The organism is Pseudomonas sp. PSE1(2024), from assembly GCF_050990555.1.
GTDB classification, from domain to species: domain Bacteria; phylum Pseudomonadota; class Gammaproteobacteria; order Pseudomonadales; family Pseudomonadaceae; genus Aquipseudomonas; species Aquipseudomonas aphyarum.
Map to the genome: position 1 here is coordinate 363,579 of NZ_CP158967.1, position 21,855 is coordinate 385,433.

Genomic DNA, 21,855 nt, shown 5'->3' on the forward strand with positions numbered 1-21,855 from the left:
GTATTTGGTGCCCAGAGACGGAATCGAACCGCCGACACGGGGATTTTCAATCCCCTGCTCTACCGACTGAGCTATCTGGGCAACGGGGCGCATTAAAAGGGTTTTTCGGATTTACGTCAACGACTTTTTTAAAATTTCTTAAATTAATTCCGTCGCTTACGATCCGACCCCCGATTTTGCGGGGTTTACTCTGCAGGCGGAACGTAGCCTTCCGCTTGAGCGTATTCCTCGCCGGAGAAGTACTTGTCCATTTCGCCCTGAAGAAATTTGCGGTCTTCGGCGTTCATCATGTTCAGGCGTTTTTCGTTGATCAGCAGGGTCTGGTGTTTCTGCCAGTCGGCCCAGGCCTTGGCAGAGACGTGTTCGAAGATGTCCTGGCCCTTGGCGCCCGGGTACGGTGGGCGCTCCAGGCCTTCGAGTTGTTCTTTGTACTTGCGGCACATTACGGTGCGGGTCATGTCGACTCTCCTGCATTCAAGACGGCGGCCGCGCGTTCGAGCAAGGTCTTGACCGGGGCGGCGAGGCCCAGGCGCGGCGGGGTGGCGAGGTTATACCAGAGCCAGTCGGCCTCGGCCACGTGACCGCCGGCTTCCTGTACCTGAACCAGCCAGGGTTCGATGGACAGCTGGAAGTGGCTGAAGGTGTGGACAAGGCTCGGCAGCGCCTGCTGCTCGCCCAGTTCCAGCGAGTGCTGCGCAGCGAGGTGTTGCAGGTCGTCGAGGCCATCGAGTTCCGGCAGGCTCCACAAACCGCCCCACAATCCGCTGGACGGGCGGCGATAGAGCAAAATCGCGCCGTCCTCGTTGGCCAGCAGTGGCATCAATGTGCGTTTCTGCGGGATGGCTTTACGCGGCTTGGGGATCGGGTAACGCGTCTCCAGGCCGAGCATGTGCGCTTCGCAGCCCTTTTCCAGCGGACACAGCAGGCAGCTCGGCTTGCTGCGGGTGCAGAGTGTGGCGCCTAGATCCATCATCGCCTGGGTGTAGGCGTTGACCCGATCCTGCGGCGTAAAGCGCTCGGCGTTGGCCCACAGCTGTTTGGCGACCTTCGGTTCGCCGGGGTAGCCCTCCTGCGCGGTAAAGCGCGCCAGCACCCGTTTGACGTTGCCGTCGAGAATCGGCGCGCGCAGGCCCATGCTGATGCTGGCGATCGCGCCCGCAGTCGACAGGCCGATGCCCGGCAAATCCGTGAGCTTCTCGACATCCCGGGGAAACTCGCCGCCGTACTGGCTGACGACAATCTTCGCGGTCTTCTGCAGATTGCGCGCGCGGGTGTAGTAACCCAGCCCCGTCCACAGGTGCAGCACTTCGTCCTCCGGCGCTTCGGCCAGGGCCTGGACCGTCGGCAGCGCGGCCATGAACCGGTCGAAGTAATTGAGCACGGTGCTGACCTGAGTCTGCTGCAACATGATCTCGGACACCCACACCCGATACGGGTTGATGTTCTGTTGCCAGGGCAAATCATGGCGGCCGTGGCGGTCGAACCATTCCAGCACCGCCGTGGAAAACTGCTCCGCTCTCATCGCTTGAACAGCCCCTTCAATGCGTTTTTCAGTTCCGGGCTGACTTTGTCACCCAGTTTCTCGTCGATTTTTTCGCTGATCTTGTCGCCGGCCAGTTTGGTCGCGACCTGGCCCATGCGTTCGTTGTCCACGCGGCAGGCCTTGGCGCCCAGTTCCAACGGGCCACGGCAGCGCAGCGGCCATTCGATGCCGACGAATTTGTCACCTACCTGGCAGGCCGGGTCCGGCATAGCGCTGGTGTCGCCTTCGACGATGATGCCGACGCGATAGTCCATGCCCAGCACCTTGAGGTCGATATCGCCGTCACCGTTGACGCTCATGCCGGGGATGCGCACTTTCAGGTCCGGGTTGCTGGCCACGCCGTTGCGGAAGGTCAGGTTGCCCTTGAGTTCCTGGAACGGCGTGTCCTTGCCGCGCGGCTCGCCACTCAGGGATTTGCGATTGAGGGTGGCGATGCCTTTGCACAGTTGCTGTTCAAGGTTGGCGTTGAGCAGCACGCCGTTGTTGATCACGAAACTGGCGTTGCCATTGAGGGTTTCGATCAGCGCCTGCTGGCTGTTGCCGCTGCCGGTGACGGTGCTGGTGAGATTGACCAGACCCTTGACCGGCGGATTCTTGCCCTGGCTTTCGAGGATTTTCTCCACCGGCACCCGGTTGATCCGGGTCTGCAGGTTCAGTATCGGCGCGGTCTGGCGCACGTCCAGCGTGCCCTTGGCTTCGAAGTCGCCGTTGTACAGCTCGCCTCGCAGGTTCTCCAGGGTCAGCAGGCCGCCCTGGCCGGTGGCTTTCAGTGCGGCGTTCTGGATTGGCAGCTTGTCGAGGGTCAACTGGCCGAAGGTCAGGTCGGCGTTCACGTCGAGCTTGCTCAGGCGCTCGACAGGGAACAGGCGCTCGGTGCTCCAGGCGCTTTTGCTCGGTTTTTCCGGCAGCGGTGTGCTGCCGGCACCGGCCATGGCATCGGCTTCGGTGCTGGCGACTTCGGCCTGACGGACCTGCGTGGCGTTGTTGGCTTTTTCCGATTTCGGCGGCAGGTAGCGGTCGACGTTGAAGGTGTCGGCCTTAAGGACTGCCCGCAGCGATTGCTTGGCGAAATCTTCGACGGCGATGCGGCCGCTGAAGCTGCTGTCGTCGAGTTTCAGGTTGATGTTGTCCAGCGCCACGCTGGTTGGCGTCGCGGCGACACGGCTAACCAGTTCAACCTTGCTCAGGCTGCCTTCGGCCATGGCCGGCAAGGTCTGACCGATGCTGTCGACGAATTTCGCCAGGTCGAACTGGGCGATGGAAATCCCGCCGGTGATCTGTGGCGTCTTGTCCAGGTCGTTGGCCTTCAACTCGCCCAAGGCGCGCAACTGATTGACCGAGAGCTTGATGCCGGTCCATTCGGCGACGTTGGCGGCCTTGTCCAGCAACAGTTGGCCTTGGGCGGCGAAGGTCACGGTCTTGCCCTGTAGCGGATCACCGGCGACTTCGCCGGAAAGCTTCAGGTCTTCGAACTTGTAGCGTTGCAGGGCGCGTTCGAAGCGCAGCTCGCCGTTGAGCTCGGTGCGCACCCGCAGCACTGGCTGGTTGGTGCCGAGGAACGCGGTGGCCTTGACCGGAATGTTGGTCGAATCGTGAACCGCGCCGGTGCTCAACTGAATGCTTTCGGCGCTGAATTGCTTGCCGGTCAGCTCGTCGTTGTATTCCACGCGGGCGTTGTTGACGGTCAGGCTGTCAATGTCGAGGCGGATCGGCTGGGCCGGTTTTTCCGGTTGCGCAGGGGCCTCGGGGGCGGTTTCGGCTGTGGTGGTCGGCGCCGGATTGCTACCGGCCTTGGGCGGCACCTTGCCGATGTCTTCCCAGTTGCCATGCCCGTTCTTGTCACGGTTCAGGCGCAGGTTCAGGCCTTCGACGCGCACGTCGCTCATCTGCACTTCGCGGCGCAGCAGCGGCAGCACGCGTACGGACAGGCCGAGCATCTGCAGGTCGGCGAACGGTTCGGCAGGCTTGGCCAGGGTCGCGACGCTGGCCTCGTGCAGTTCCAGGCCGAGCCACGGGAACAGGCTCCAGCCGATATCGCCATTGAGCGTCAGCTCGATGTGGGCCTTGTCGCGGGCTATCTGGCGGATCTCGTCTTTGTAGTCGTTGGGATCAAACAGGTGGGTCAGGGCGAAGCCCGCCGCCACAATGATCAGCAACAGCCCGAGAAGTACCAGACCCAGGATTTTGCCGAACGCTTTCATGGGCGAGTCCTTGTAAGTAGTCGAATTCGTAATTTAGCCGGGGAGTATAGCGCTGCATCAACCCGCGCTGTTGCGGTGTCCCGTGCAGCCTGCTGAACCGTGATGTACAGCGCTTCGACAACGATCGGCATCGGGGTTCCCCGGCATCAGGAGATCAGATGACTCAAAAAAGGTGATATCAGTTTGGTTTTTCTGTCACGTGCAAATGGTAACCTTCGCCCGTTCGTCCGCCCATCTGCGACTTAACGTCGCGCTTTCAAGGAGCTTCACCCGCAAAAAACGGTCATGCCTGCGTGCATAAAGGCCGGGGGTGAGCAGTGGCTGGCGAACCATACTAATAATTGGGGGATACACAATGAGCACGACCATTACGGCGGACGGCCTCAAAGCCGATCAGCCCGGATTCCTGTCCAAGGAACGCATCATCGCCAAGCCCGGTTTCAACCGTTGGCTGGTCCCGCCGGCCGCTCTGGCCATTCACCTGTGCATCGGCATGGCCTACGGCTTCTCGGTGTTCTGGTTGCCGCTGTCCAAGGCGCTGGGCGTGACCGCTCCGGTGGCTTGCGCACCGGACATGAGCTTCATCGCACAAGTCTTCTCGTCGCAATGCGACTGGCCGATCTCCATGCTCGGCTGGATCTACACCCTGTTCTTCATCTTCCTCGGCTGCTCGGCAGCGATCTGGGGTGGCTGGCTCGAACACGCCGGGCCACGCAAGGCCGGCGTTGTATCGGCACTGTGCTGGTGCGGCGGTCTGCTGATTTCCGCACTGGGTATCTATACCCACCAGATCTGGCTGATGTGGATCGGCTCCGGCGTGATCGGCGGTATCGGTCTGGGCCTGGGCTACATCTCGCCGGTTTCGACCCTGATCAAGTGGTTCCCGGACAAGCGCGGCATGGCGACCGGCATGGCGATCATGGGCTTCGGCGGTGGCGCGATGGTCGGTGCGCCGCTGGCAACCGCTCTGATGAGCCATTTCGCTTCGCCGGCTGGCGTGGGCGTGTGGCAGAGCTTCGTGGCCATGGCCGCGATCTACTTCGTGTTCATGATCGGTGGCGCCTTGGCCTACCGCGTGCCGCCAACCGGCTGGAAGCCTGAAGGCTGGACCGCTCCGGCTAAGAAAGCGTCGAACGCGATGATCACCCACCGTCACGTTCACGTGAATGTGGCGTGGAAAACCCCGCAATTCCGTCTGGTGTGGCTGGTGCTGTGCCTGAACGTGTCTGCCGGTATCGGCATCCTCGGCATGGCTTCGCCACTGTTGCAGGAAGTGTTCGGCGGCAAGCTGCTGGGCAACGATCTGCCGTTCGGTCAGCTGGACGCCGGCCAACTGGCTTCCATCGCTGCCATTGCAGCCGGTTTCACCGGTCTGCTGAGCCTGTTCAACATCGGCGGTCGTTTCTTCTGGGCGTCATTCTCGGACTACCTGGGCCGCAAGAACACTTACTTCGTGTTCTTCGCACTGGGTTTTGCGCTGTACGCACTGATCCCGAACCTCGGTCACCTGGGCAACGTTGCGCTGTTCGTGGCGGCGTTCTGCATCATCCTGTCGATGTACGGCGGTGGTTTTGCGACCGTTCCAGCGTATCTGGCCGACCTGTTCGGTACGCAGATGGTGGGCGCGATCCACGGTCGTCTGCTGACTGCCTGGGCTGCTGCTGGCGTGCTGGGTCCGGTGCTGGTGAACTATCTGCGTGAGTATCAGCTGAGCATCGGTGTTGAACGCGCCGCCGCTTACGACATCACCCTGTACATCCTCGCCGGCCTGCTGGTGCTGGGCTTCCTGTGCAACCTGCTGGTGCGCCCGGTGGCCGACAAGTACTTCATGACCGACGCCGAACTGGCCGCCGAACAGGCGCTGGGCCACGACAAGGGTGCTGACGCCAGCACCGTGCTGGAGTGGAAAGCCGCGCCGGGCAGCAAGCCATTGGCGATCGCTGCGTGGCTGGTGGTGGGGATTCCGTTGGCGTGGGGTGTGTGGGTGACCCTGCAGAAGACGGCGGTTCTGTTCCACTAAGTAACCGTTAAAACGCAGAACCCCTGTGGGAGCGGGCTTGCCCGCGAAGGCGTCCGGTCAGTCGACATCACTGTTGATTGACCCACTGCTTTCGCGAGCAAGCCCGCTCCCACATTTGTTTCCGGGTGCCTGTAATGGCTTGTATGGACATGTCTACCCGCGACAGTCGGGGCTTCTATCCGTCTGTCATATCACCTCTCGTGTTTCTGTTTCGGCCCCGCGCCCCTATAATGGCTGCCTTTTTCGCCCAATGATTTTGCGGAGCTGGTGATGGCCGAACGTAAGGCGTCTGTCGAGCGCGACACTCTGGAAACCCAGATCAAAGCCTCGATCAACCTTGATGGCACCGGAAAGGCCCGATTCAATATCGGTGTTCCTTTTCTTGAGCACATGCTGGATCAGATCGCCCGTCACGGGTTGATCGACCTGGATATCGAATGCAAGGGCGATCTGCATATCGACGACCACCATACGGTGGAAGACGTCGGTATCACCCTCGGCCAGGCCTTCGCGCAAGCCATTGGCGACAAGAAAGGCATCCGTCGCTACGGCCACGCCTACGTGCCGCTCGATGAAGCGCTGTCGCGCGTGGTGATCGACTTCTCCGGCCGTCCGGGCCTGCAGATGCACGTGCCGTACACCCGCGCCACCGTTGGCGGCTTCGACGTCGACCTGTTCCAGGAATTCTTCCAGGGCTTCGTCAACCACGCGCTGGTCAGCCTGCACATCGACAACCTGCGCGGCACCAACACCCACCACCAGATCGAAACCGTGTTCAAGGCATTCGGCCGCGCGCTGCGCATGGCCGTCGAGCTGGATGACCGCATGGCCGGCCAGATGCCTTCGACCAAGGGCGTCCTGTAATGCAGACGGTTGCAGTTATCGATTACGGCATGGGCAACCTGCACTCGGTGGCCAAGGCCCTCGAGCACGTCGGTGCCGGCAAGGTGCTGATCACCAGCGATGCGGCAGTGATTCGCGAAGCTGACCGCGTGGTTTTCCCCGGCGTCGGCGCGATTCGCGATTGCATGGCGGAGATCCGTCGCCTCGGTTTCGATTCGCTGGTGCGTGAAGTCAGCCAGGATCGTCCGTTCCTCGGCATCTGCGTCGGCATGCAAGCCTTGCTCGACAGCAGCGAAGAGAACGACGGCGTTGACTGCATCGGCCTGTTCCCGGGCGCGGTGAAGTTCTTCGGCAAAGACCTGCATGAAGACGGCGAGCACCTGAAAGTCCCGCACATGGGCTGGAACGAAGTGAAGCAGGCGGTGGATCACCCGCTGTGGCACAACATTCCGGACCTGGCGCGTTTCTACTTCGTGCACAGCTACTACATCGCCGCCGGCAACCCGCGGCAGGTGGTTGGCAGCGGTCATTACGGCGTCGATTTCGCCGCGGCGCTGGCCGAAGGTTCGCGTTTCGCCGTGCAGTTTCACCCGGAGAAGAGCCATACCCATGGCCTGCAATTGCTGCAGAACTTCGCTGCGTGGGACGGTCGCTGGTAAATGGCCGTCAAGAAATCCAAGCCGCCGATCCTGACCCTCACTCCCGAGCAGGAGAGCGAGGCCAACCGCAAGATTCAGCGGTTCATGGAGGATCGTTTCGAACTGGACCTGGGTTCGTTCGAGGCGGCGGAAATTCTTGAGCTGTTTACCCGCGAAATTGCTCCGCACTATTACAACAGGGCGATTTTCGATGTGCAGACCCACCTCAAGGAGCGGTTTGAAAGCATCGAAAGCGACCTGTGGGCGCTCGAGAAAAACTGATTTCCGAGCCAAGCTGAACATTCAAATTTGAAGGTTTGCCAGATGCTGATTATTCCCGCTATCGATCTTAAAGACGGTGCCTGCGTACGTCTGCGCCAGGGCCGCATGGAAGATTCCACAGTGTTCTCCGATGACCCGGTGAGCATGGCTGCCAAGTGGGTGGAGGGCGGTTGCCGCCGTCTGCATCTGGTCGACCTGAACGGCGCTTTCGAAGGCCAGCCGGTCAACGGCGAAGTGGTGACCGCGATTGCCAAGCGCTACCCGACCCTGCCGATCCAGATCGGCGGCGGCATCCGTTCGCTGGAAACCATCGAGCACTACGTCAAGGCTGGCGTCAGCTACGTGATCATCGGCACCAAAGCGGTGAAGGATCCGGCGTTCGTCGCTGAAGCCTGCCGCGCGTTCCCGGGCAAGATCATCGTCGGTCTGGATGCCAAAGACGGTTTCGTCGCCACCGATGGCTGGGCTGAAATCAGCACCGTGCAGGTCATCGACCTGGCCAAGCAATTTGAAGCCGACGGCGTTTCCTCGATCGTTTATACCGACATCGCCAAAGACGGCATGATGCAGGGCTGCAACGTTCCGTTCACCGCTGCGCTCGCTGCTGCCACCAAGATCCCGGTGATCGCTTCCGGCGGCATTCACAACCTGGGTGACATCAAGTCGCTGCTCGACGCCAAGGCGCCGGGCATCATCGGCGCCATCACCGGCCGGGCGATCTACGAAGGCACTCTCGACGTCGCCGAAGCGCAAGCTTTCTGCGACTCGTACCAAGGCTGAGGACTGACCATGGCGCTGGCCAAACGCATCATCCCTTGCCTGGACGTGGACAACGGCCGGGTCGTCAAAGGTGTGAAGTTCGAGAACATCCGTGACGCCGGTGACCCGGTGGAAATCGCCCGTCGCTACGACGAACAGGGTGCCGACGAGATTACCTTTCTCGACATCACCGCCAGCGTCGATGGCCGTGACACCACGCTGCACACCGTCGAGCGCATGGCCAGCCAGGTGTTCATCCCGCTGACCGTCGGCGGTGGCGTGCGTACCGTGCAGGACATCCGCAACCTGCTCAATGCCGGTGCGGACAAGGTGTCGATCAACACCGCTGCCGTGTTCAACCCGGAATTCGTCGGCGAAGCGGCGCAGCATTTCGGCTCGCAATGCATCGTCGTCGCCATCGACGCGAAGAAGGTCTCCGGCCCGGGCGAAACCCCGCGCTGGGAAATCTTCACCCACGGCGGTCGCAAGCCGACCGGCCTCGACGCGGTCGAGTGGGCGAAGAAAATGGAAGGCCTGGGTGCCGGTGAAATCCTCCTGACCAGCATGGATCAGGACGGCATGAAAAACGGTTTCGACCTCGGCGTGACCCGCGCCATCAGCGATGCGCTGGGCATTCCGGTGATCGCCTCCGGCGGCGTCGGCAACCTGCAGCATCTGGCTGACGGCATCCTTGAAGGTCACGCCAGCGCGGTGCTGGCGGCGAGTATTTTCCACTTCGGCGAATACACCGTTCAGGAAGCCAAGGCCTACATGGCCAAACGCGGCATCGTAATGCGTTAAACATCCATACAGGCCAGTGGACAGCATGGCGTACCCAAGGCACTCTTGGGCACGCCATGGATTTCGGTAGCCCGACATGATCAAACGCCTGCTTCTCGCCCTCGCCAGTGCCTCCGTGTTGTTGATCAACACCGGCCACGCCGAAGAAAGTCCCGACACCGATCTGGTGCTCCTCACCGAAAACTTCCCGCCGTACAACATGGCGAAGAACGGCAAGAATTTCGCCCAGGATGAAAACATCAACGGCATCGCCACGGACATCGTGCGCGAGATGTTCAAGCGTGCCGGCATCACTTACAGCCTGACCCTGCGTTTCCCATGGGAGCGGGTCTACAAGCTGGCGCTGGAGAATCCCGGTTACGGTGCGTTCGTCATGGCACGCCTGCCGGATCGCGAAAAGCTCTTCAAGTGGGTCGGCCCGATCGGCCCGGACGACTGGGTCATGCTGGCCAAGGCCGACAGCAAGATCACTCTCGAAACCCTCAATGACGCGCGCAAGTACAAGATCGGCGCCTACAAGGGCGATGCGATTGCCGAGACGTTGACCAAGCAGGGTCTGAAGCCGGTGGTGGTGCTGCGCGATCAGGACAACGCCAAAAAACTCGTCAGCGGACAGATCGATCTGTGGGCCACCGGCGATCCTGCCGGCCGTTATCTGGCGCGGCAGGATGGCGTGACCGGGCTGAAAACCGTCCTGCGCTTCAATAGTGCAGAACTGTATCTGGCACTGAACAAGGACGTGCCGGACGAAGCCGTTGCCAAGCTTCAGGCGGCGCTCGATCAGATGCGCAAGGACGGTGTGGTGGACGAGATCATGGGGCGGTATCTGTAACTATCGCTGATCCTGTCGTTGGTTGCGGATCCGCCTTGGGCTCCGCAGCCGGCAGCTTTTCAGGTTCCTGTTCGGGCGCAACGGCTGTCTGTTTCTCGAGTTCCTTCTTCGTGTCCTTTGCCGGCTCCAGCTCGGCGGGGTAATCCGCCAGATGCAGGCTATCCATATCGGTAAAGCTGAGGTGGCCCTCCACTTGTGAGCCATCTTCGCGCAGTAATCGGTAGTCGCTTTGCATCAGATACACCGCGGCGAACCGGTTTTTTCCAACCAGCGCAATAACTTCTGCCTCCGAGGAATTCACCCATTCATAGGGTGCCGATCCGGTGTTGCAGAAGCTGTCGCCCAGCCTGGCTGAGCAGGTGATGGCCGACTGAGGCGCAGACATTGCCGAAGGCCATTGGTTGCCGATGTCGAGACCCGTATTGCGGGTGAACGTGCGCACCATCTCGAATGACTGGGCTCGGCTGGCTCTCCACCTGAAAGGGCGATGCATGTCAGAGCTGTTCCGGCCTTCGCCGACGAGCAAGTAGTGATCAGTTCTTTCCAGGCGGTAAAACGGTGAAGTCTTCAGCTGTACGAGGCTTGGCATCAGCGGGTCGCTGACGGCGAACCACGGCAATCTGACAACCTGTGTGATCCGGGATGGCGTCAGGGCGGCGGAGGCATCGTGCCCGGTCAGTACGGGTGCCGCCGGTGGAGTCTGGACCTGAAGCGGAATCGGCATCCGCAAGGCGTATGCGGTGATGGGAGCTGCAGGTTTGCTGTAGCCGTTAGCGCCGATAAAGGTGCCGGGGGCAAAGTAGATCTCCCCGGCGGGGGCGCTCGGGGGGGAGACGGTCCAGGTGCTGAAGTCGCGGTCGGCTCCGCTGCCCTTGTCGCTCCAGATCAGGGTGCTGGCACTTGAGGCTACCACCAGGTCGGCGCGTACACAGCGAACGGCGTTGAAGGACGGTTTGCTGCTGTCGTTGGAACATACCAGCCCGAGTGCCACATAACCCTCGGGTGGGATCGGCCGCCAGATAGAACAGTCACCGTTGGCCCGCGAGCCGGTATCGCTCCAGACCCATTGATAGTCATTGGGCCTGCTCAGTGCCGGGCCTTTGCCGGCCTCGGCATTTTGCAAGTCTCCTTCACGGACAACGGCCATTACCCGTTTTTCGTTGATGTTGTCCCGTCCGGAGATAACGAGGTCGCCCAAGGGGAAATAGCCGGGCAGCAGGTCGGGAGCCGGAGTGGGGCGCCAAAAGCTGCCGGGTTTTGACTTTGAGCCTGTGTTGTCCCAGATCCTGTGAAATTCGGTGGTGAAATTGATCAGCAGGTTTTCAACCGCTATGGGCTCCATTTGCCGAGTCGGTGATATGAGATGGGTTTGGGTGTCCATGATTGATCCTGAATAGAGAAAACGGCACGGTGGCCGCGACGGGTCTCAATATCCGGGTCTGGAGGTGGCGTCCTGCGGTATCTATTTATTGCTTGGTGACAACTTGTTACCGGTAAACGCCGTCTTTGCCATGAGCGGCTGTCGCACGATTACTGCGTACGCTGATCATTTGCTTGATGTCGATCCACTCGATGCCCTGAGCCTTCAACTTCGGCAACTCACGCTCCAGCACAGCCAGAGTCTGTGGATACGGATGGCCGATCATCACGGCCGAACCCTGTTTGTGCGCCAGGCTGATCGCCGTCTGCAACTGCGTCAGGATCGCCGCTTCGGTGCGTTCGTCATCGAGAAACACATCCCGCGAAACGCTCGCCAGATCGATTTTCTGCGCCTGTTGCGCAGCGACGGTCTGGGCGCTGGTGCGGCTGTCGACGAAGAACTTGTGGCGGCGCTGCAACTCGCCCATCAACCACGCCATCGCCACTGGTTGTGCAGTCATGCGACTGCCCATGTGGTTGTTGATGCCGGCGGTGTAGGGGACCATTTTGAACGCAGCGTTCAGGCGTTTTTCAAGTTCTTCGATGGGCAGTTCGGGATGCCAGGCGAACGGGCCGGTGGCCGGGTCCATCGGCATGTGCAGGATCACGACCTTGCCGGCGCGATGGGCTTCGCGGGCGAATTCGGTGGCATGCGGGGTGTCGGGCATGATCGCTGTGGTCACCGGCCCGGGGAGGGCCAGCACGCGGCGATCCCGGGGCAGGTTCTGCCCCAGGTCGTCGATGATCAGCGTCAGGTAGGCTTTTTGAGGTGTTGGTCTGGCAGGTTCCGCGTGAGCAGCACCCGCCAGACAGCACAGCAGGACAAAGACGAAACGCAAAGACATCCTCAACGGCCGGACGTGATGCTCAGGCCTTTGAGCAGGCTCAGGGCCTGGGCCAGCTGGTAATCGTCATCCTGCGGCATCGCCTTGGCCTTGCCGCCGGAACCGGTCGGTTTGTCCGCGCCGCCATTGCCGTTGCCCAGGTGGCCTTGCAGATCGGCTTCCTTGAAGTAGTCGTTGTCCGCCTCGTTGGTGATCTTGGCACGGCGTACTTCGATGTCCGGGACGATGCCCTGGGCCTGGATCGAGCGGCCGTTCGGCGTGAAGTACAGCGCCGTGGTGATCTTCAGCGCGCGGTCGTTGTTCAGCGGCAGCACGGTCTGCACCGAGCCCTTGCCGAAACTGGTGGTGCCCATGACCACGGCGCGTTTCTGGTCCTGCAGGGCGCCGGCGACGATTTCCGAGGCCGAGGCACTGCCACCGTTGATCAGCACGACCATCGGCACCGCTTCGCTTTCGTCCTTGCCGGTGGCGGAGAAGCGCAGTTCGGAGTTGGCGATCCGGCCCTTGGTGTAGACGATCAAGCCTTTGGTGATGAAGTGGTCAACCACTTCCACCGCTGCCTGCAATACGCCGCCCGGGTTGTTGCGCAGGTCGAGGATGATGCCGTTGAGCTTCTTGCCATTGTCCTTGCGCAGCTTGGCCAGGGCCTTGGAGACCTCTTCGCCGGTCTTGACCTGGAACTGGGTGATGCGGATCAGGCCATAACCCGATTCCAGCAGTTGCGCCTTGACGCTCTTCACCTGAATCACGGCGCGAGCGAGGGTTACGTCGAACGGCGTGCCACCGTCGCGCACCAGGGTCAGGGTGATTTTCTGGCCAATCTTGCCGCGCATTTTGTCCACGGCTTCGGTCATGGTCTGGCCACGGGTCGGCGCGCCGTTGATCTTGACGATGAAGTCGCCGGCCTGGATGCCGGCCTTCGATGCTGGCGTATCGTCGATCGGCGACACGACCTTGATGAAGCCGTCTTCGGCGCCGACTTCGATGCCCAGGCCGCCGAACTCGCCGCTGGTGCTTTCCTGCAACTCGGTGAAGTCTTCAGGGCCGAGGTAGGCGGAGTGCGGATCGAGGTTGCTGAGCATGCCCTTGATCGCGTTTTCCAGCAGGGTCTTGTCGTCCACCGGCTCGACATAAGCCGCCTTGATCCGGTCCATGACCTCGGCAAAGGTGCGCAGCTCTTCCAGCGGCAACGGCGCCTTGGAAGTCGCGGCAGTACCTGCCGGAGCGACGGCCGGAGCCGGTTGAGCGGCAAACGCCAGAGGCGCGCCGATCACCAGGGCGATCGTCAGGGCCAGCGAGGTAAGGCGGGACAAATGCAGCATGTCGAACGAACTCCTGAATTAGATGGCGTGCTTATCCTTGCGCACGGCACCATTGCGCCGGATCACTCGGGTGACCCTGCTGACGAATTGCGAAATACAGCGCTGGTGTGTCCTGGCCGCCACTGTTACCCACAGTGGAGATGGACTCACCGGCTTTTACCACGTCACCTGCCGACTTCAGTAGCGTCTGGTTGTGACCGTAAAGACTCAGAAAACCGTTGCCGTGATCGAGGATCACCAGCAGCCCGGCACCGCGCAGCCAGTCGGCGAACACCACGCGCCCGCCGTGTACGGCATGCACCTGGCTGCCGGCGGAGGCGCTGATCATCACGCCGTCCCACTTGGTACGGGCATCGTCACCACGGGTTTCACCGAAGCGTGCCAGCAGTCGACCATCAACCGGCCATGGAAGTTTTCCCCGACTTGAAGCAAAAGGGCCACCGAAGGTCTCGCCGCCGCTGGACACCAGGGCGCCGGGAGTCGATCTGACCGGTTTGCGTGGGGCGTCGGTGTTTTCCGCCTCGGCCTCACGCAAGCGCTTTTTTTCGGCTTCCTGCTGGGCGATGAGCGCTTTCTGCCGCGCTTCTTCTGCCTCACGAGCCTGGCGGGCCAGGGTTTCTTCAATGGTTTTAAGGACTTTAGACAGGTCTGCCTGATCCTGCTCGCGGGCGGCCAGTTTCTGGTCCCGCGCTTTCACGTCGTCATTGAGTTTGGCAAGGGCCTGCTGGCGTTCCTTGCGGACCTTGTCGAGCGCTTCGCGCTGAGTGTCGAGATCGCTTTGCTGTACCAGCAATTGCGCCTGCTGCAAGCCGATGTCCTTTTCGACATTGGCCAGTTGGCGCAGGGTTTCGTTGAAGCTTTTAAGCTGCTCCAGGCGAGCCTGGCTCAGGTAGTCGTAATAGGTGAGGGTGCGGGCGAATTTCTCGGGGTTCTGCTGGTTGAGCAGCAGCTTGAGGTATTCCTGGCGACCGTTCTGGTAGGCGGCGCGGGCCTGGATGGCGATCAGTCGCTGCTGTTCAGTGCGCGCGCTCTGGAGTTTTTTTTTCTCCGCATCGAGCCGCTGCAGCTCGGATTCGCTCTTCTTCAGCTCTTTCTGCAGGGCTTCGACCTGTTTCTCGAGCTTGCCCATCTCGGTTTCGGTGCCCTTGAGCTCCTTTTGCACGCCGGATTTTTCTTCCTGGAGCTTGCCCAGCAGTTTTTTCAGCTCGGCGATGTCCTGGCGCGTGGCGTCCAGTTGCTGTTGGGTTTGCGCGCGCTCATCCGCGAAGGCCGGTTGGAGCAGGCATGTCAGAGCGAGGGCGATCAGGACGCGAAGCATAGAGGCGGGCGGCACCAGGGTAAGGGACGGCCTAGTATGCCCGCCCGACGCGGCAAAAAAAACGCCTCAAAGCCAACTGCTTTGAGGCGTTCGTCATAAAAAGCCGTTTCAGGCTGATTACAGGGCGTTTTTGATATCAGACCAGAATCGAAGTGCCAGTCATTTCCGCCGGTTTTTCCAGGCCCAGCAGTTTCAGCATGGTCGGCGCCACGTCCGCCAGCACGCCGCCTTCGCGGACTTTCAGGTCACGCTTGCCGACATAGATGAACGGCACCGGCTCGGTGGTGTGTGCGGTGTGGGCTTGCCCGGTGGATTCGTCGGCCATCTGCTCGACGTTGCCGTGGTCGGCAGTGATCAGCGCTTCGCCGCCGACTTTTTCCAGTGCTTCGACGATGCGGCCGACGCAGGTGTCCAGGCATTCCACGGCTTTCACCGCGGCTTCGAACACGCCGCTATGGCCGACCATGTCGCCGTTGGCGTAGTTGACCACGATCACGTCGTAGCGCTGGTTCTCGATGGCCTCGACGATGCGATCGGTGACTTCCGGCGCGCTCATTTCCGGCTGCAAGTCATAGGTGGCGACTTTCGGCGACGGGATCAGGATGCGCTCTTCGCCCGGGAACGGTTCTTCACGACCGCCGGAGAAGAAGAAGGTCACATGGGCGTATTTCTCGGTTTCGGCGATGCGCAGCTGGGTCTTGCCGTTTTTCGCCAGGTAGTCGCCGAGCACGTTTTCCAGGCTGCCCGGCGCGAAGGCGGCGGGGGCCGGGATGCTGGCGGCGTATTGGGTCAGGCCCACGTACTGCACTTTTGGCTGGCGTGCGCGCTCGAATTCCTTGAAACCATCTTCGACAAACACGCGGCTCAGCTCGCGGGCGCGGTCGGCGCGGAAGTTCATGAACACCACGGCGTCGCCGTCTTCGACTTTTACCGGCTCACCGATGCTGGTGGCCTTGACGAATTCGTCGCTCTCGCCACGGGCGTAAGCGGCTTCCAGACCTTCCTGGGCGGTGGCGGCGTTGAATTCGCCGTTGCCATCAACGATCAGGTTGTAGGCCTGGGACACTCGGTCCCAACGGTTGTCACGATCCATGGCGTAGTAGCGACCAATCAGGCTGGCGATGCGGCCCTTGCCCAGCGCCTGGAAGGTCGCGTCGAGCAGTTCGATCGACGAGGCAGCGCTCTTCGGCGGCGTGTCACGGCCATCGAGGAAGGCGTGCAGGTAGATTTTTTCGGCGCCGCGCTTGAAGGCCAGTTCGGCCATGGCGATCAGGTGATCCTGGTGGCTGTGCACGCCGCCATCCGACAGCAGGCCCATGAAATGCACGGCCTTGCCGGCGGCCACGGCCTTGTCCACGGCGTCGCAGATGGTCGGGTTCTCGAAGAACTCGCCGTCGCGGATCGCTTTGGTCACGCGCGTGAAGTCCTGATACACCACGCGCCCGGCGCCGAGGTTCATGTGGCCGACTTCGGAGTTGCCCATCTGGCCGTCCGGCAGACCGACGTCCATGCCGCTGCCCGAGATCAAGCCGTTCGGCACGGTGGCCCACAGGCGATCCAGCACAGGCTTTTTGGCCGCATAGACGGCGTTGGATTCGGGGCTGTCGCTGTGACCGAAGCCGTCGAGAATCATCAGGACCAAAGGTTTAGGCGTGGTAGTCATGGAATCCACTCGTGGCTAATAAGAAGAGGGCGATGGAAAAGGGAGTTGGAGTTTAAAGCGAAGTTCCGGCGGCGTCACCGCCGGACGGGGTTTGGCCGACCATAGTGGCTGTGTATACTGGCCGACATTTTAACGCCCTGGAACCTCCTTCGATGGTTGCTCACCTGATTGAATTTGCCACTAACCACTACATTCTTGTCGGTATCTTCGTCGTACTGCTGGCTTTGCTGCTGGCGCATACGGTGCAGGGCGGCGGTAAAAGCCTGAGCACGGGCGAGCTGACCGCACTGGTCAACAAGGAAGCCGGCGTGGTGGTCGATATCCGTCCGAGCAAGGACTACGCCGCCGGTCACATCGTTGGCGCGGTGAACATTCCCCAGGACAAACTGGCCGCCCGTATCGGCGAGCTGGAAAAGCACAAGGCCAAGACCATCATTCTGGTCGACGCCCTGGGCCAGACCGCCGGCACCCACGCCCGCGAACTGATGAAGGCCGGCTTCACCGCCGCCAAGCTGTCCGGCGGGATTTCCAGCTGGAAAGGCGACAACCTGCCGTTGGTGAAGTGACATGAGCGACGTCATCGTCTACTCCAGCGATTACTGCCCTTACTGCTCGCGCGCCAAGTACCTGCTCGCGAACAAAGGCGTGGCCTTCGAAGAGATCAAGGTCGATGGCAAGCCGCAGGTGCGCGCCGCCATGGCCCAGAAGGCCGGACGCACGTCCGTGCCGCAGATCTGGATCGGCGACACCCACGTCGGCGGATGTGATGATTTGTATGCCCTGGAGCGCGCCGGCAAGCTCGACGCGCTGCTCAAGGCCTGAACTGCTGCACCTGCAAACCAAGAACCCTAAAAGACCCAAGATCAGAAAGGATCTGAGATGACTGACCAACAGAACACTGCAGCCAGCGAAGAAGAAACCGCACCGCAATTCTCCTTGCAGCGCATCTACGTACGCGACCTGTCCTTCGAAGCCCCGAAAAGCCCGGCGATCTTCCGCCAGCAGTGGGATCCGGCGGTCGCTCTGGATCTGAACACCCGCCAGAAAGCCCTGGAAGGTGATTTCTACGAAGTCGTGCTGACCCTGTCCGTGACCGTGAAAAACGGTGAAGAAGTGGCCTTCATCGCTGAAGTGCAACAGGCCGGCATCTTCCTGATAAAGAACCTGGACGCGGCTTCGATGAGCCACACCCTGGGTGCGTTCTGTCCGAACATCCTGTTCCCGTACGCTCGCGAAACCCTGGACAGCCTGGTGACCCGCGGTTCGTTCCCGGCCCTGATGCTGGCCCCGGTGAACTTCGACGCCCTGTACGCGCAAGAGCTGCAGCGCATGCAGGAGTCCGGCGAGACCCCGACCGTTCAGTAAGCGGTCGATCGCCCAAGAAAAAAGCGCCGTTACAGGCGCTTTTTTCTTGGGCGATCGAGTGGCATTACTTGAAGTCGTTCTGCCGCCACGCTTCGTACACGGCGACTGCCACAGTATTGGACAAGTTCAGGCTGCGGCAGCCTTCGCGCATCGGCAGGCGCAGGCGCTGTTCGCCGGGCAGGGCATCGAGCACTTCCGGCGGCAGGCCACGGCTTTCCGGGCCGAAGATGAACGCATCGCCGGGGACGAACGCGGCATCGTGAAACGGCCGCGAACCCTTGGTGGTGAAGGCGAACAGCCGTGGATGACCGAGGCTTTCCAGGCAGCTGGCGAGGTCGGCATGGCGCTGCAAAGTGGCATACTCGTGGTAGTCGAGACCGGCGCGGCGCAGGCGTTTGTCGTCCATCTCGAAACCCAGCGGTTCGATCAAATGCAGGTGGCAGCCGCTGTTGGCGCACAGCCTGATAACGTTGCCGGTGTTCGGCGGAATTTCCGGTTGAAAAAGGATGACGTGAAACATGCACGGCTCCGAAGGTAAAGATGACGCGCATTCTACGCCGCAAGCGGATCCGCGTTCGAAACTATTCCCGCGGGTGATGGCATCGCTGGCGATCGTCGGTGTGATGGTCGGGATGATGATCGGCCGTTTGACCACGCCTGACCCAACCGTCTTGCAGCAGGTCGAGGTGATCGATGGCGGTCTGGCGGTCTGGTTCAACAACGAGCCGAAGCTGCACGGCGAGATCGTCGATGGCAGCCTCGCGTTGCTGTTCGAGGCTGAAGGCAAGGCGCAGAAAGGTCAGCTCAAGTTCAACGGCAAGGACGTGAACTGGCGGACGCGGCTGAGTGACGGGGGATTGTTGCTGACGCTGGTGGCGGCGCGGCCGCTGCAAGGCGACTGGGTTGGCCAGGCGGTCGATGACCGCTGGCGGCTGGAGATCCATCTCCGGGAGCAATAAAAGAGGGAATCCCCGGCCTGCCTGTACCAAGGTTCCCGAAACGGGCGGGCTCATCGCATCGCGTTCTGAGCCGGTGTAAAGAAGGAACCCCTGACCTGCCTGTATCAAGGGCCCCAAAAGGGTGGACTCGATGAGTCCGGTGTAAAGAGGGGAATCCCCGGCCTGCCTGTACCAAGGCCCCCGAAAGGGTGGGTGAATCGAATCACCTGATGGAGTTATTGCAGGGGGCGTGCCAGTTTTTCTCGTTTTGAAACAAAAAAGCCCGACACAACGACGAAGGCCCCGTAATACGGGGCCTTCGTCTTTTTACAGGTTGGGGTTTTCAGCGGTTTACAGTGCAAGCCTGGGCCAATGACCGTGCCCGATTAAGGGTCACGGTGCCTTGCGGCGGTGCAGGTTGGCGCTGAATCTCAGCCTTCATCGCCCTCATCGTCATCCCCGCCATCGACCTTCATGCCGAGTTCCTTGATCTTGCGGGTCAAGGTGTTGCGGCCCCAGCCCAGCAGGACCGCAGCGTCACGACGACGTCCGGCGGTGTGCTTCAACGCGGTCTCGATCATGATCCGCTCGAACGCCGGCACCGCGCTGTCGAGCAGGCTCGACTGACCGCGCGCCAAGGCTTGATCGGCCCACTGGCGCAGTGCCTGTTCCCAGTTAGTCACTGGCGCCGAGTCCTGCGGCAGGCTCAGCAGTTCCGGCGGCAGGTCGCTGATGTGCACCTCGCGCCCGGACGCCATCACGGTGATCCAGCGGCAGGTGTTTTCCAGTTGGCGCACGTTGCCCGGCCACGGCAGGTTCTTCAGGTATTCCTCGGTCTCGCTTTTCAGCAGCTTCGGCTCCACCGCCAGTTCTTGCGCGGCGCGGCTGAGGAAGTGCTTGGCCAGGGTCGGGATGTCTTCGCGACGGTCCGACAGACGCGGGATGTGGATGCGGATCACGTTGAGGCGGTGGAACAAGTCCTCACGGAATTTCCCGGCGTGAACCAGGGTTTCCAGATTCTGGTGCGTCGCGGCGATGATCCGCACATCGACCTTGACCGGCACATGCCCGCCGACGCGATAAAACTCGCCATCGGCCAGCACCCGCAGCAGTCGGGTCTGGGTGTCCGCCGGCATGTCGCCGATTTCATCGAGGAAAAGCGTGCCGCCATCGGCCTGTTCGAAACGGCCGCGACGCAGGTTGGCCGCGCCGGTGAACGCGCCTTTCTCGTGGCCGAACAGCTCGGATTCCATCAGGTCTTTTGGGATCGCCGCCATGTTCAGCGCGATGAACGGCGAAGCCGCTCTTGGGCTGTGGCGGTGCAGGGCGTGGGCCACCAGTTCTTTGCCGGTGCCGGATTCGCCGTTGATCAGCACGGTGATGTTGGAGTGGCTCAAGCGCCCGATGGCACGAAACACTTCCTGCATCGCCGGCGCTTCGCCGATGATTTCCGGGGTGCGGGTCAGGGTCGGTGCGACTTCCAGGCCCTGTTGTTCCTGGGCGTGCTGATTGGCGCGCTTGACCAGCGACACCGCTTCGTCGACATCGAACGGCTTGGGCAGGTATTCGAACGCGCCGCCCTGATAGGAGGCGACAGCGCTGTCCAGATCGGAGTGAGCGGTCATGATGATCACGGGCAGCCGCGGGTGCTGCTCGCGGATCCGCGCCAACAGGTCCAAGCCGCTGGCACCGGGCATGCGGATATCGGAGATGATCACGTCCGGCTGCTGGCGCGCGAGGCGGCTCATCACGCCATCGGCACTGTCGAAGCTCTGGGTGGTCATGCCTTCCTGTTGCAGGGCTTTTTCGAGAACCCAACGGATAGAACGGTCGTCATCGACGATCCACACGGTTTCACTACGGCTCATGTCGATGTGGCTCCTTGTTCCAGTGGCAGAAAGATCGAAAACGTGGTGTGGCCGGGGTGGCTGTCACACTCGATCAGGCCCTGGTGCTGGCTGATGATGTTCTGGGTGATGGCCAGGCCCAGCCCGGTACCGTCCGGACGGCCGCTGACCATGGGAAAGAAGATGGTTTCCTGGAGTTCCGCCGGAATGCCCGGGCCGTTGTCGATGATCTCGATCTTGGTCACCAGACGATGGCGGACGTGGCCGATGGTGAACTGGCGCATGGCACGGGTGCGCAGGCTGATGCGGCCCAGGCGCAGCTCGTTCTGGCTGCTGATGGCCTGCATCGCGTTGCGCACGATGTTCAACACCGCCTGAATCATTTGTTCGCGGTCGATCAGGACGTCGGGAATGCTCGGGTCGTAATCGCGCACCAGCGTGATGCAGCCCTGGCTTTCGGCCTCGACCAGGTGGCAGACACGCTCCAGCACTTCGTGGACATTGCACAGGGCCAGCGACGGCAGTTTGTTCGAGCCGAGCATGCGGTCGACCAGATTGCGCAGGCGGTCGGCCTCTTCAATGATCACGTTGGTGTAGTCGCGCAGGCTGTCTTCTGGCAGTTCCCGGGCCAGCAGTTGCGCGGCACCGCGGATGCCGCCCAGCGGGTTCTTGATCTCGTGGGCCAGGCCGCGCACCAGCATCTTGCTGGTTTCCTGCTTCGACAACTGGGCCTCTTCCTTGGTGATGCGCAACAGGCGATCACGGGGATGGACTTCCAGCAACAGCAGGGTCGCGCCGTTGCTGAGGATCGGTGTCACCGCGTAATCCACGGTCAGGGTCTGGCCGGTGAGAGCGGTGAGCATCGCTTCGCGCTTGGTGAACGGGTGCGCCTGCTCCACCGCCTGGCGTAACGAGTTGAGCGCCTCGGTGGACTCGGTGAACAGCTCGCTGATGAACTGCCCATGGCTGCGCTGACCGCTGATGGCCAGCAGCATCTCCGCCGCCGGGTTCATGTACTCGAGGCGCAATTCGCTGTCGAGCAGGATGGTGGCGGTGGTCAGGTTGTCGAGTAGCAAGCGATGCAGTGCGTCACTGATGGTCATGAGGACCTCTTTTGGAGCATGGCGCGCGCAGGGATACAGCGCTGATGCGAGGAAAATGCAAAAACCAAACCAAGGCTCCGAAAAGAAGCGTTCAACCCCTGAAACGGGCGTTTGAC

Annotated in this window: 22 protein-coding genes and 1 tRNA gene; 11 read left to right on the forward strand and 12 right to left on the reverse strand. The window is 61.5% G+C overall.

The window, feature by feature from the left end; genetic code table 11:
• Nucleotides 1-5 precede the first annotated feature (5 nt).
• From ABTV87_RS01615 to ABTV87_RS01630, 4 genes are all read right to left on the reverse strand, one after another.
• Nucleotides 6-81: transfer RNA gene (locus ABTV87_RS01615), tRNA-Phe, on the reverse strand.
• Nucleotides 82-185: 104 nt separating this feature from the next.
• Nucleotides 186-458 (reverse strand): oxidative damage protection protein, encoded by a 273-nt coding sequence (locus ABTV87_RS01620; RefSeq protein WP_007952551.1) that lies wholly within the window; start codon nucleotides 456-458, stop codon nucleotides 186-188.
• Nucleotides 455-1,522 carry an A/G-specific adenine glycosylase gene (mutY, locus tag ABTV87_RS01625; RefSeq protein WP_433898899.1) on the reverse strand — a complete coding sequence of 356 codons (1,068 nt, stop codon included), beginning with the start codon at nucleotides 1,520-1,522 and terminating at the stop codon, nucleotides 455-457. The genes ABTV87_RS01620 and mutY overlap by 4 nt, the downstream gene beginning before the upstream one ends.
• On the reverse strand, nucleotides 1,519-3,744 hold the full coding sequence (locus ABTV87_RS01630; protein WP_433898900.1) for an AsmA family protein: 2,226 nt from the start codon (nucleotides 3,742-3,744) through the stop codon (nucleotides 1,519-1,521). Before ABTV87_RS01630 ends, mutY begins: the two co-directional genes overlap by 4 nt.
• A gap of 355 nt (nucleotides 3,745-4,099) precedes the next feature.
• On the opposite strand from ABTV87_RS01630, the gene ABTV87_RS01635 reads away from it, so the two are divergent.
• From ABTV87_RS01635 to ABTV87_RS01665, 7 genes are all read left to right on the forward strand, one after another.
• Nucleotides 4,100-5,764 (forward strand): OFA family MFS transporter, encoded by a 1,665-nt coding sequence (locus tag ABTV87_RS01635; RefSeq protein ID WP_007952548.1) that lies wholly within the window; start codon nucleotides 4,100-4,102, stop codon nucleotides 5,762-5,764.
• A 270-nt stretch (nucleotides 5,765-6,034) separates the two neighbouring features.
• Nucleotides 6,035-6,628 (forward strand): imidazoleglycerol-phosphate dehydratase HisB, encoded by a 594-nt coding sequence (gene hisB / locus ABTV87_RS01640; RefSeq protein WP_007952547.1) that lies wholly within the window; start codon nucleotides 6,035-6,037, stop codon nucleotides 6,626-6,628.
• The gene (gene hisH / locus ABTV87_RS01645) at nucleotides 6,628-7,266 is read left to right on the forward strand and encodes an imidazole glycerol phosphate synthase subunit HisH (protein WP_007952546.1); all 639 of its coding nucleotides are present in this window, start codon (nucleotides 6,628-6,630) and stop codon (nucleotides 7,264-7,266) included. Before hisB ends, hisH begins: the two co-directional genes overlap by 1 nt.
• Nucleotides 7,267-7,527 carry a DUF2164 domain-containing protein gene (locus tag ABTV87_RS01650; protein ID WP_011332018.1) on the forward strand — a complete coding sequence of 87 codons (261 nt, stop codon included), beginning with the start codon at nucleotides 7,267-7,269 and terminating at the stop codon, nucleotides 7,525-7,527.
• 42 nt (nucleotides 7,528-7,569) lie between these two features.
• Nucleotides 7,570-8,307 (forward strand): 1-(5-phosphoribosyl)-5-[(5-phosphoribosylamino)methylideneamino]imidazole-4-carboxamide isomerase, encoded by a 738-nt coding sequence (hisA, locus tag ABTV87_RS01655; protein WP_003220753.1) that lies wholly within the window; start codon nucleotides 7,570-7,572, stop codon nucleotides 8,305-8,307.
• A 9-nt stretch (nucleotides 8,308-8,316) separates the two neighbouring features.
• The gene (gene hisF / locus ABTV87_RS01660; protein ID WP_007909211.1) at nucleotides 8,317-9,087 is read left to right on the forward strand and encodes an imidazole glycerol phosphate synthase subunit HisF; all 771 of its coding nucleotides are present in this window, start codon (nucleotides 8,317-8,319) and stop codon (nucleotides 9,085-9,087) included.
• 76 nt (nucleotides 9,088-9,163) lie between these two features.
• Nucleotides 9,164-9,919 carry a substrate-binding periplasmic protein gene (locus ABTV87_RS01665; RefSeq protein ID WP_007952542.1) on the forward strand — a complete coding sequence of 252 codons (756 nt, stop codon included), beginning with the start codon at nucleotides 9,164-9,166 and terminating at the stop codon, nucleotides 9,917-9,919.
• Here ABTV87_RS01665 and ABTV87_RS01670 read toward each other — a convergent pair.
• From ABTV87_RS01670 to gpmI, 5 genes are all read right to left on the reverse strand, one after another.
• Nucleotides 9,900-11,300: a Vps62-related protein gene (locus ABTV87_RS01670; protein ID WP_433898901.1), complete on the reverse strand. Its 1,401-nt coding sequence runs from the start codon at nucleotides 11,298-11,300 to the stop codon at nucleotides 9,900-9,902. The genes ABTV87_RS01665 and ABTV87_RS01670 overlap by 20 nt on opposite strands.
• A 106-nt stretch (nucleotides 11,301-11,406) precedes the next feature.
• The gene (locus tag ABTV87_RS01675; protein ID WP_045121689.1) at nucleotides 11,407-12,183 is read right to left on the reverse strand and encodes a divergent polysaccharide deacetylase family protein; all 777 of its coding nucleotides are present in this window, start codon (nucleotides 12,181-12,183) and stop codon (nucleotides 11,407-11,409) included.
• Between the two features lie 2 nt (nucleotides 12,184-12,185).
• A complete protein-coding gene (locus tag ABTV87_RS01680; protein ID WP_007952532.1) occupies nucleotides 12,186-13,505 on the reverse strand; it encodes a S41 family peptidase in 1,320 nt (439 codons plus the stop codon).
• Nucleotides 13,506-13,536: 31 nt separating this feature from the next.
• Nucleotides 13,537-14,823: a murein hydrolase activator EnvC family protein gene (locus ABTV87_RS01685; protein ID WP_115076224.1), complete on the reverse strand. Its 1,287-nt coding sequence runs from the start codon at nucleotides 14,821-14,823 to the stop codon at nucleotides 13,537-13,539.
• A gap of 136 nt (nucleotides 14,824-14,959) precedes the next feature.
• Nucleotides 14,960-16,486, reverse strand: coding sequence for a 2,3-bisphosphoglycerate-independent phosphoglycerate mutase (gpmI, locus tag ABTV87_RS01690; RefSeq protein ID WP_433898902.1), 1,527 nt, complete (start codon nucleotides 16,484-16,486; stop codon nucleotides 14,960-14,962).
• A 152-nt stretch (nucleotides 16,487-16,638) separates the two neighbouring features.
• Between gpmI and ABTV87_RS01695 the strand changes: the two genes are divergently transcribed.
• From ABTV87_RS01695 to secB, 3 genes are read left to right on the forward strand one after another with little or no spacing between them, the layout of a single operon-like run.
• Nucleotides 16,639-17,052 carry a rhodanese-like domain-containing protein gene (locus tag ABTV87_RS01695; protein ID WP_007952524.1) on the forward strand — a complete coding sequence of 138 codons (414 nt, stop codon included), beginning with the start codon at nucleotides 16,639-16,641 and terminating at the stop codon, nucleotides 17,050-17,052.
• 1 nt (nucleotide 17,053) lies between these two features.
• Nucleotides 17,054-17,308: a glutaredoxin 3 gene (grxC, locus tag ABTV87_RS01700; protein ID WP_007952522.1), complete on the forward strand. Its 255-nt coding sequence runs from the start codon at nucleotides 17,054-17,056 to the stop codon at nucleotides 17,306-17,308.
• Nucleotides 17,309-17,365: 57 nt separating this feature from the next.
• Nucleotides 17,366-17,851, forward strand: a complete 486-nt coding sequence (gene secB / locus ABTV87_RS01705; RefSeq protein ID WP_007909233.1) for a protein-export chaperone SecB — start codon at nucleotides 17,366-17,368, stop codon at nucleotides 17,849-17,851.
• A 64-nt stretch (nucleotides 17,852-17,915) separates the two neighbouring features.
• Here the strand turns inward: secB and ABTV87_RS01710 are convergent, their stop codons facing one another.
• Nucleotides 17,916-18,371, reverse strand: a complete 456-nt coding sequence (locus tag ABTV87_RS01710; protein ID WP_007952520.1) for a tRNA (cytidine(34)-2'-O)-methyltransferase — start codon at nucleotides 18,369-18,371, stop codon at nucleotides 17,916-17,918.
• On the opposite strand from ABTV87_RS01710, the gene ABTV87_RS01715 reads away from it, so the two are divergent.
• Nucleotides 18,370-18,810 carry a hypothetical protein gene (locus ABTV87_RS01715; RefSeq protein ID WP_085608656.1) on the forward strand — a complete coding sequence of 147 codons (441 nt, stop codon included), beginning with the start codon at nucleotides 18,370-18,372 and terminating at the stop codon, nucleotides 18,808-18,810. The two genes, ABTV87_RS01710 and ABTV87_RS01715, sit on opposite strands and share 2 nt — an antisense overlap.
• Before the next feature lie 410 nt (nucleotides 18,811-19,220).
• On the opposite strand, the gene ntrC is transcribed toward ABTV87_RS01715, so the two are convergent.
• Nucleotides 19,221-20,657 carry a nitrogen regulation protein NR(I) gene (gene ntrC / locus ABTV87_RS01720; RefSeq protein ID WP_007952518.1) on the reverse strand — a complete coding sequence of 479 codons (1,437 nt, stop codon included), beginning with the start codon at nucleotides 20,655-20,657 and terminating at the stop codon, nucleotides 19,221-19,223.
• Nucleotides 20,654-21,739, reverse strand: coding sequence for a nitrogen regulation protein NR(II) (glnL, locus tag ABTV87_RS01725; protein ID WP_085608657.1), 1,086 nt, complete (start codon nucleotides 21,737-21,739; stop codon nucleotides 20,654-20,656). The genes ntrC and glnL overlap by 4 nt, the downstream gene beginning before the upstream one ends.
• Nucleotides 21,740-21,855 lie beyond the last annotated feature (116 nt).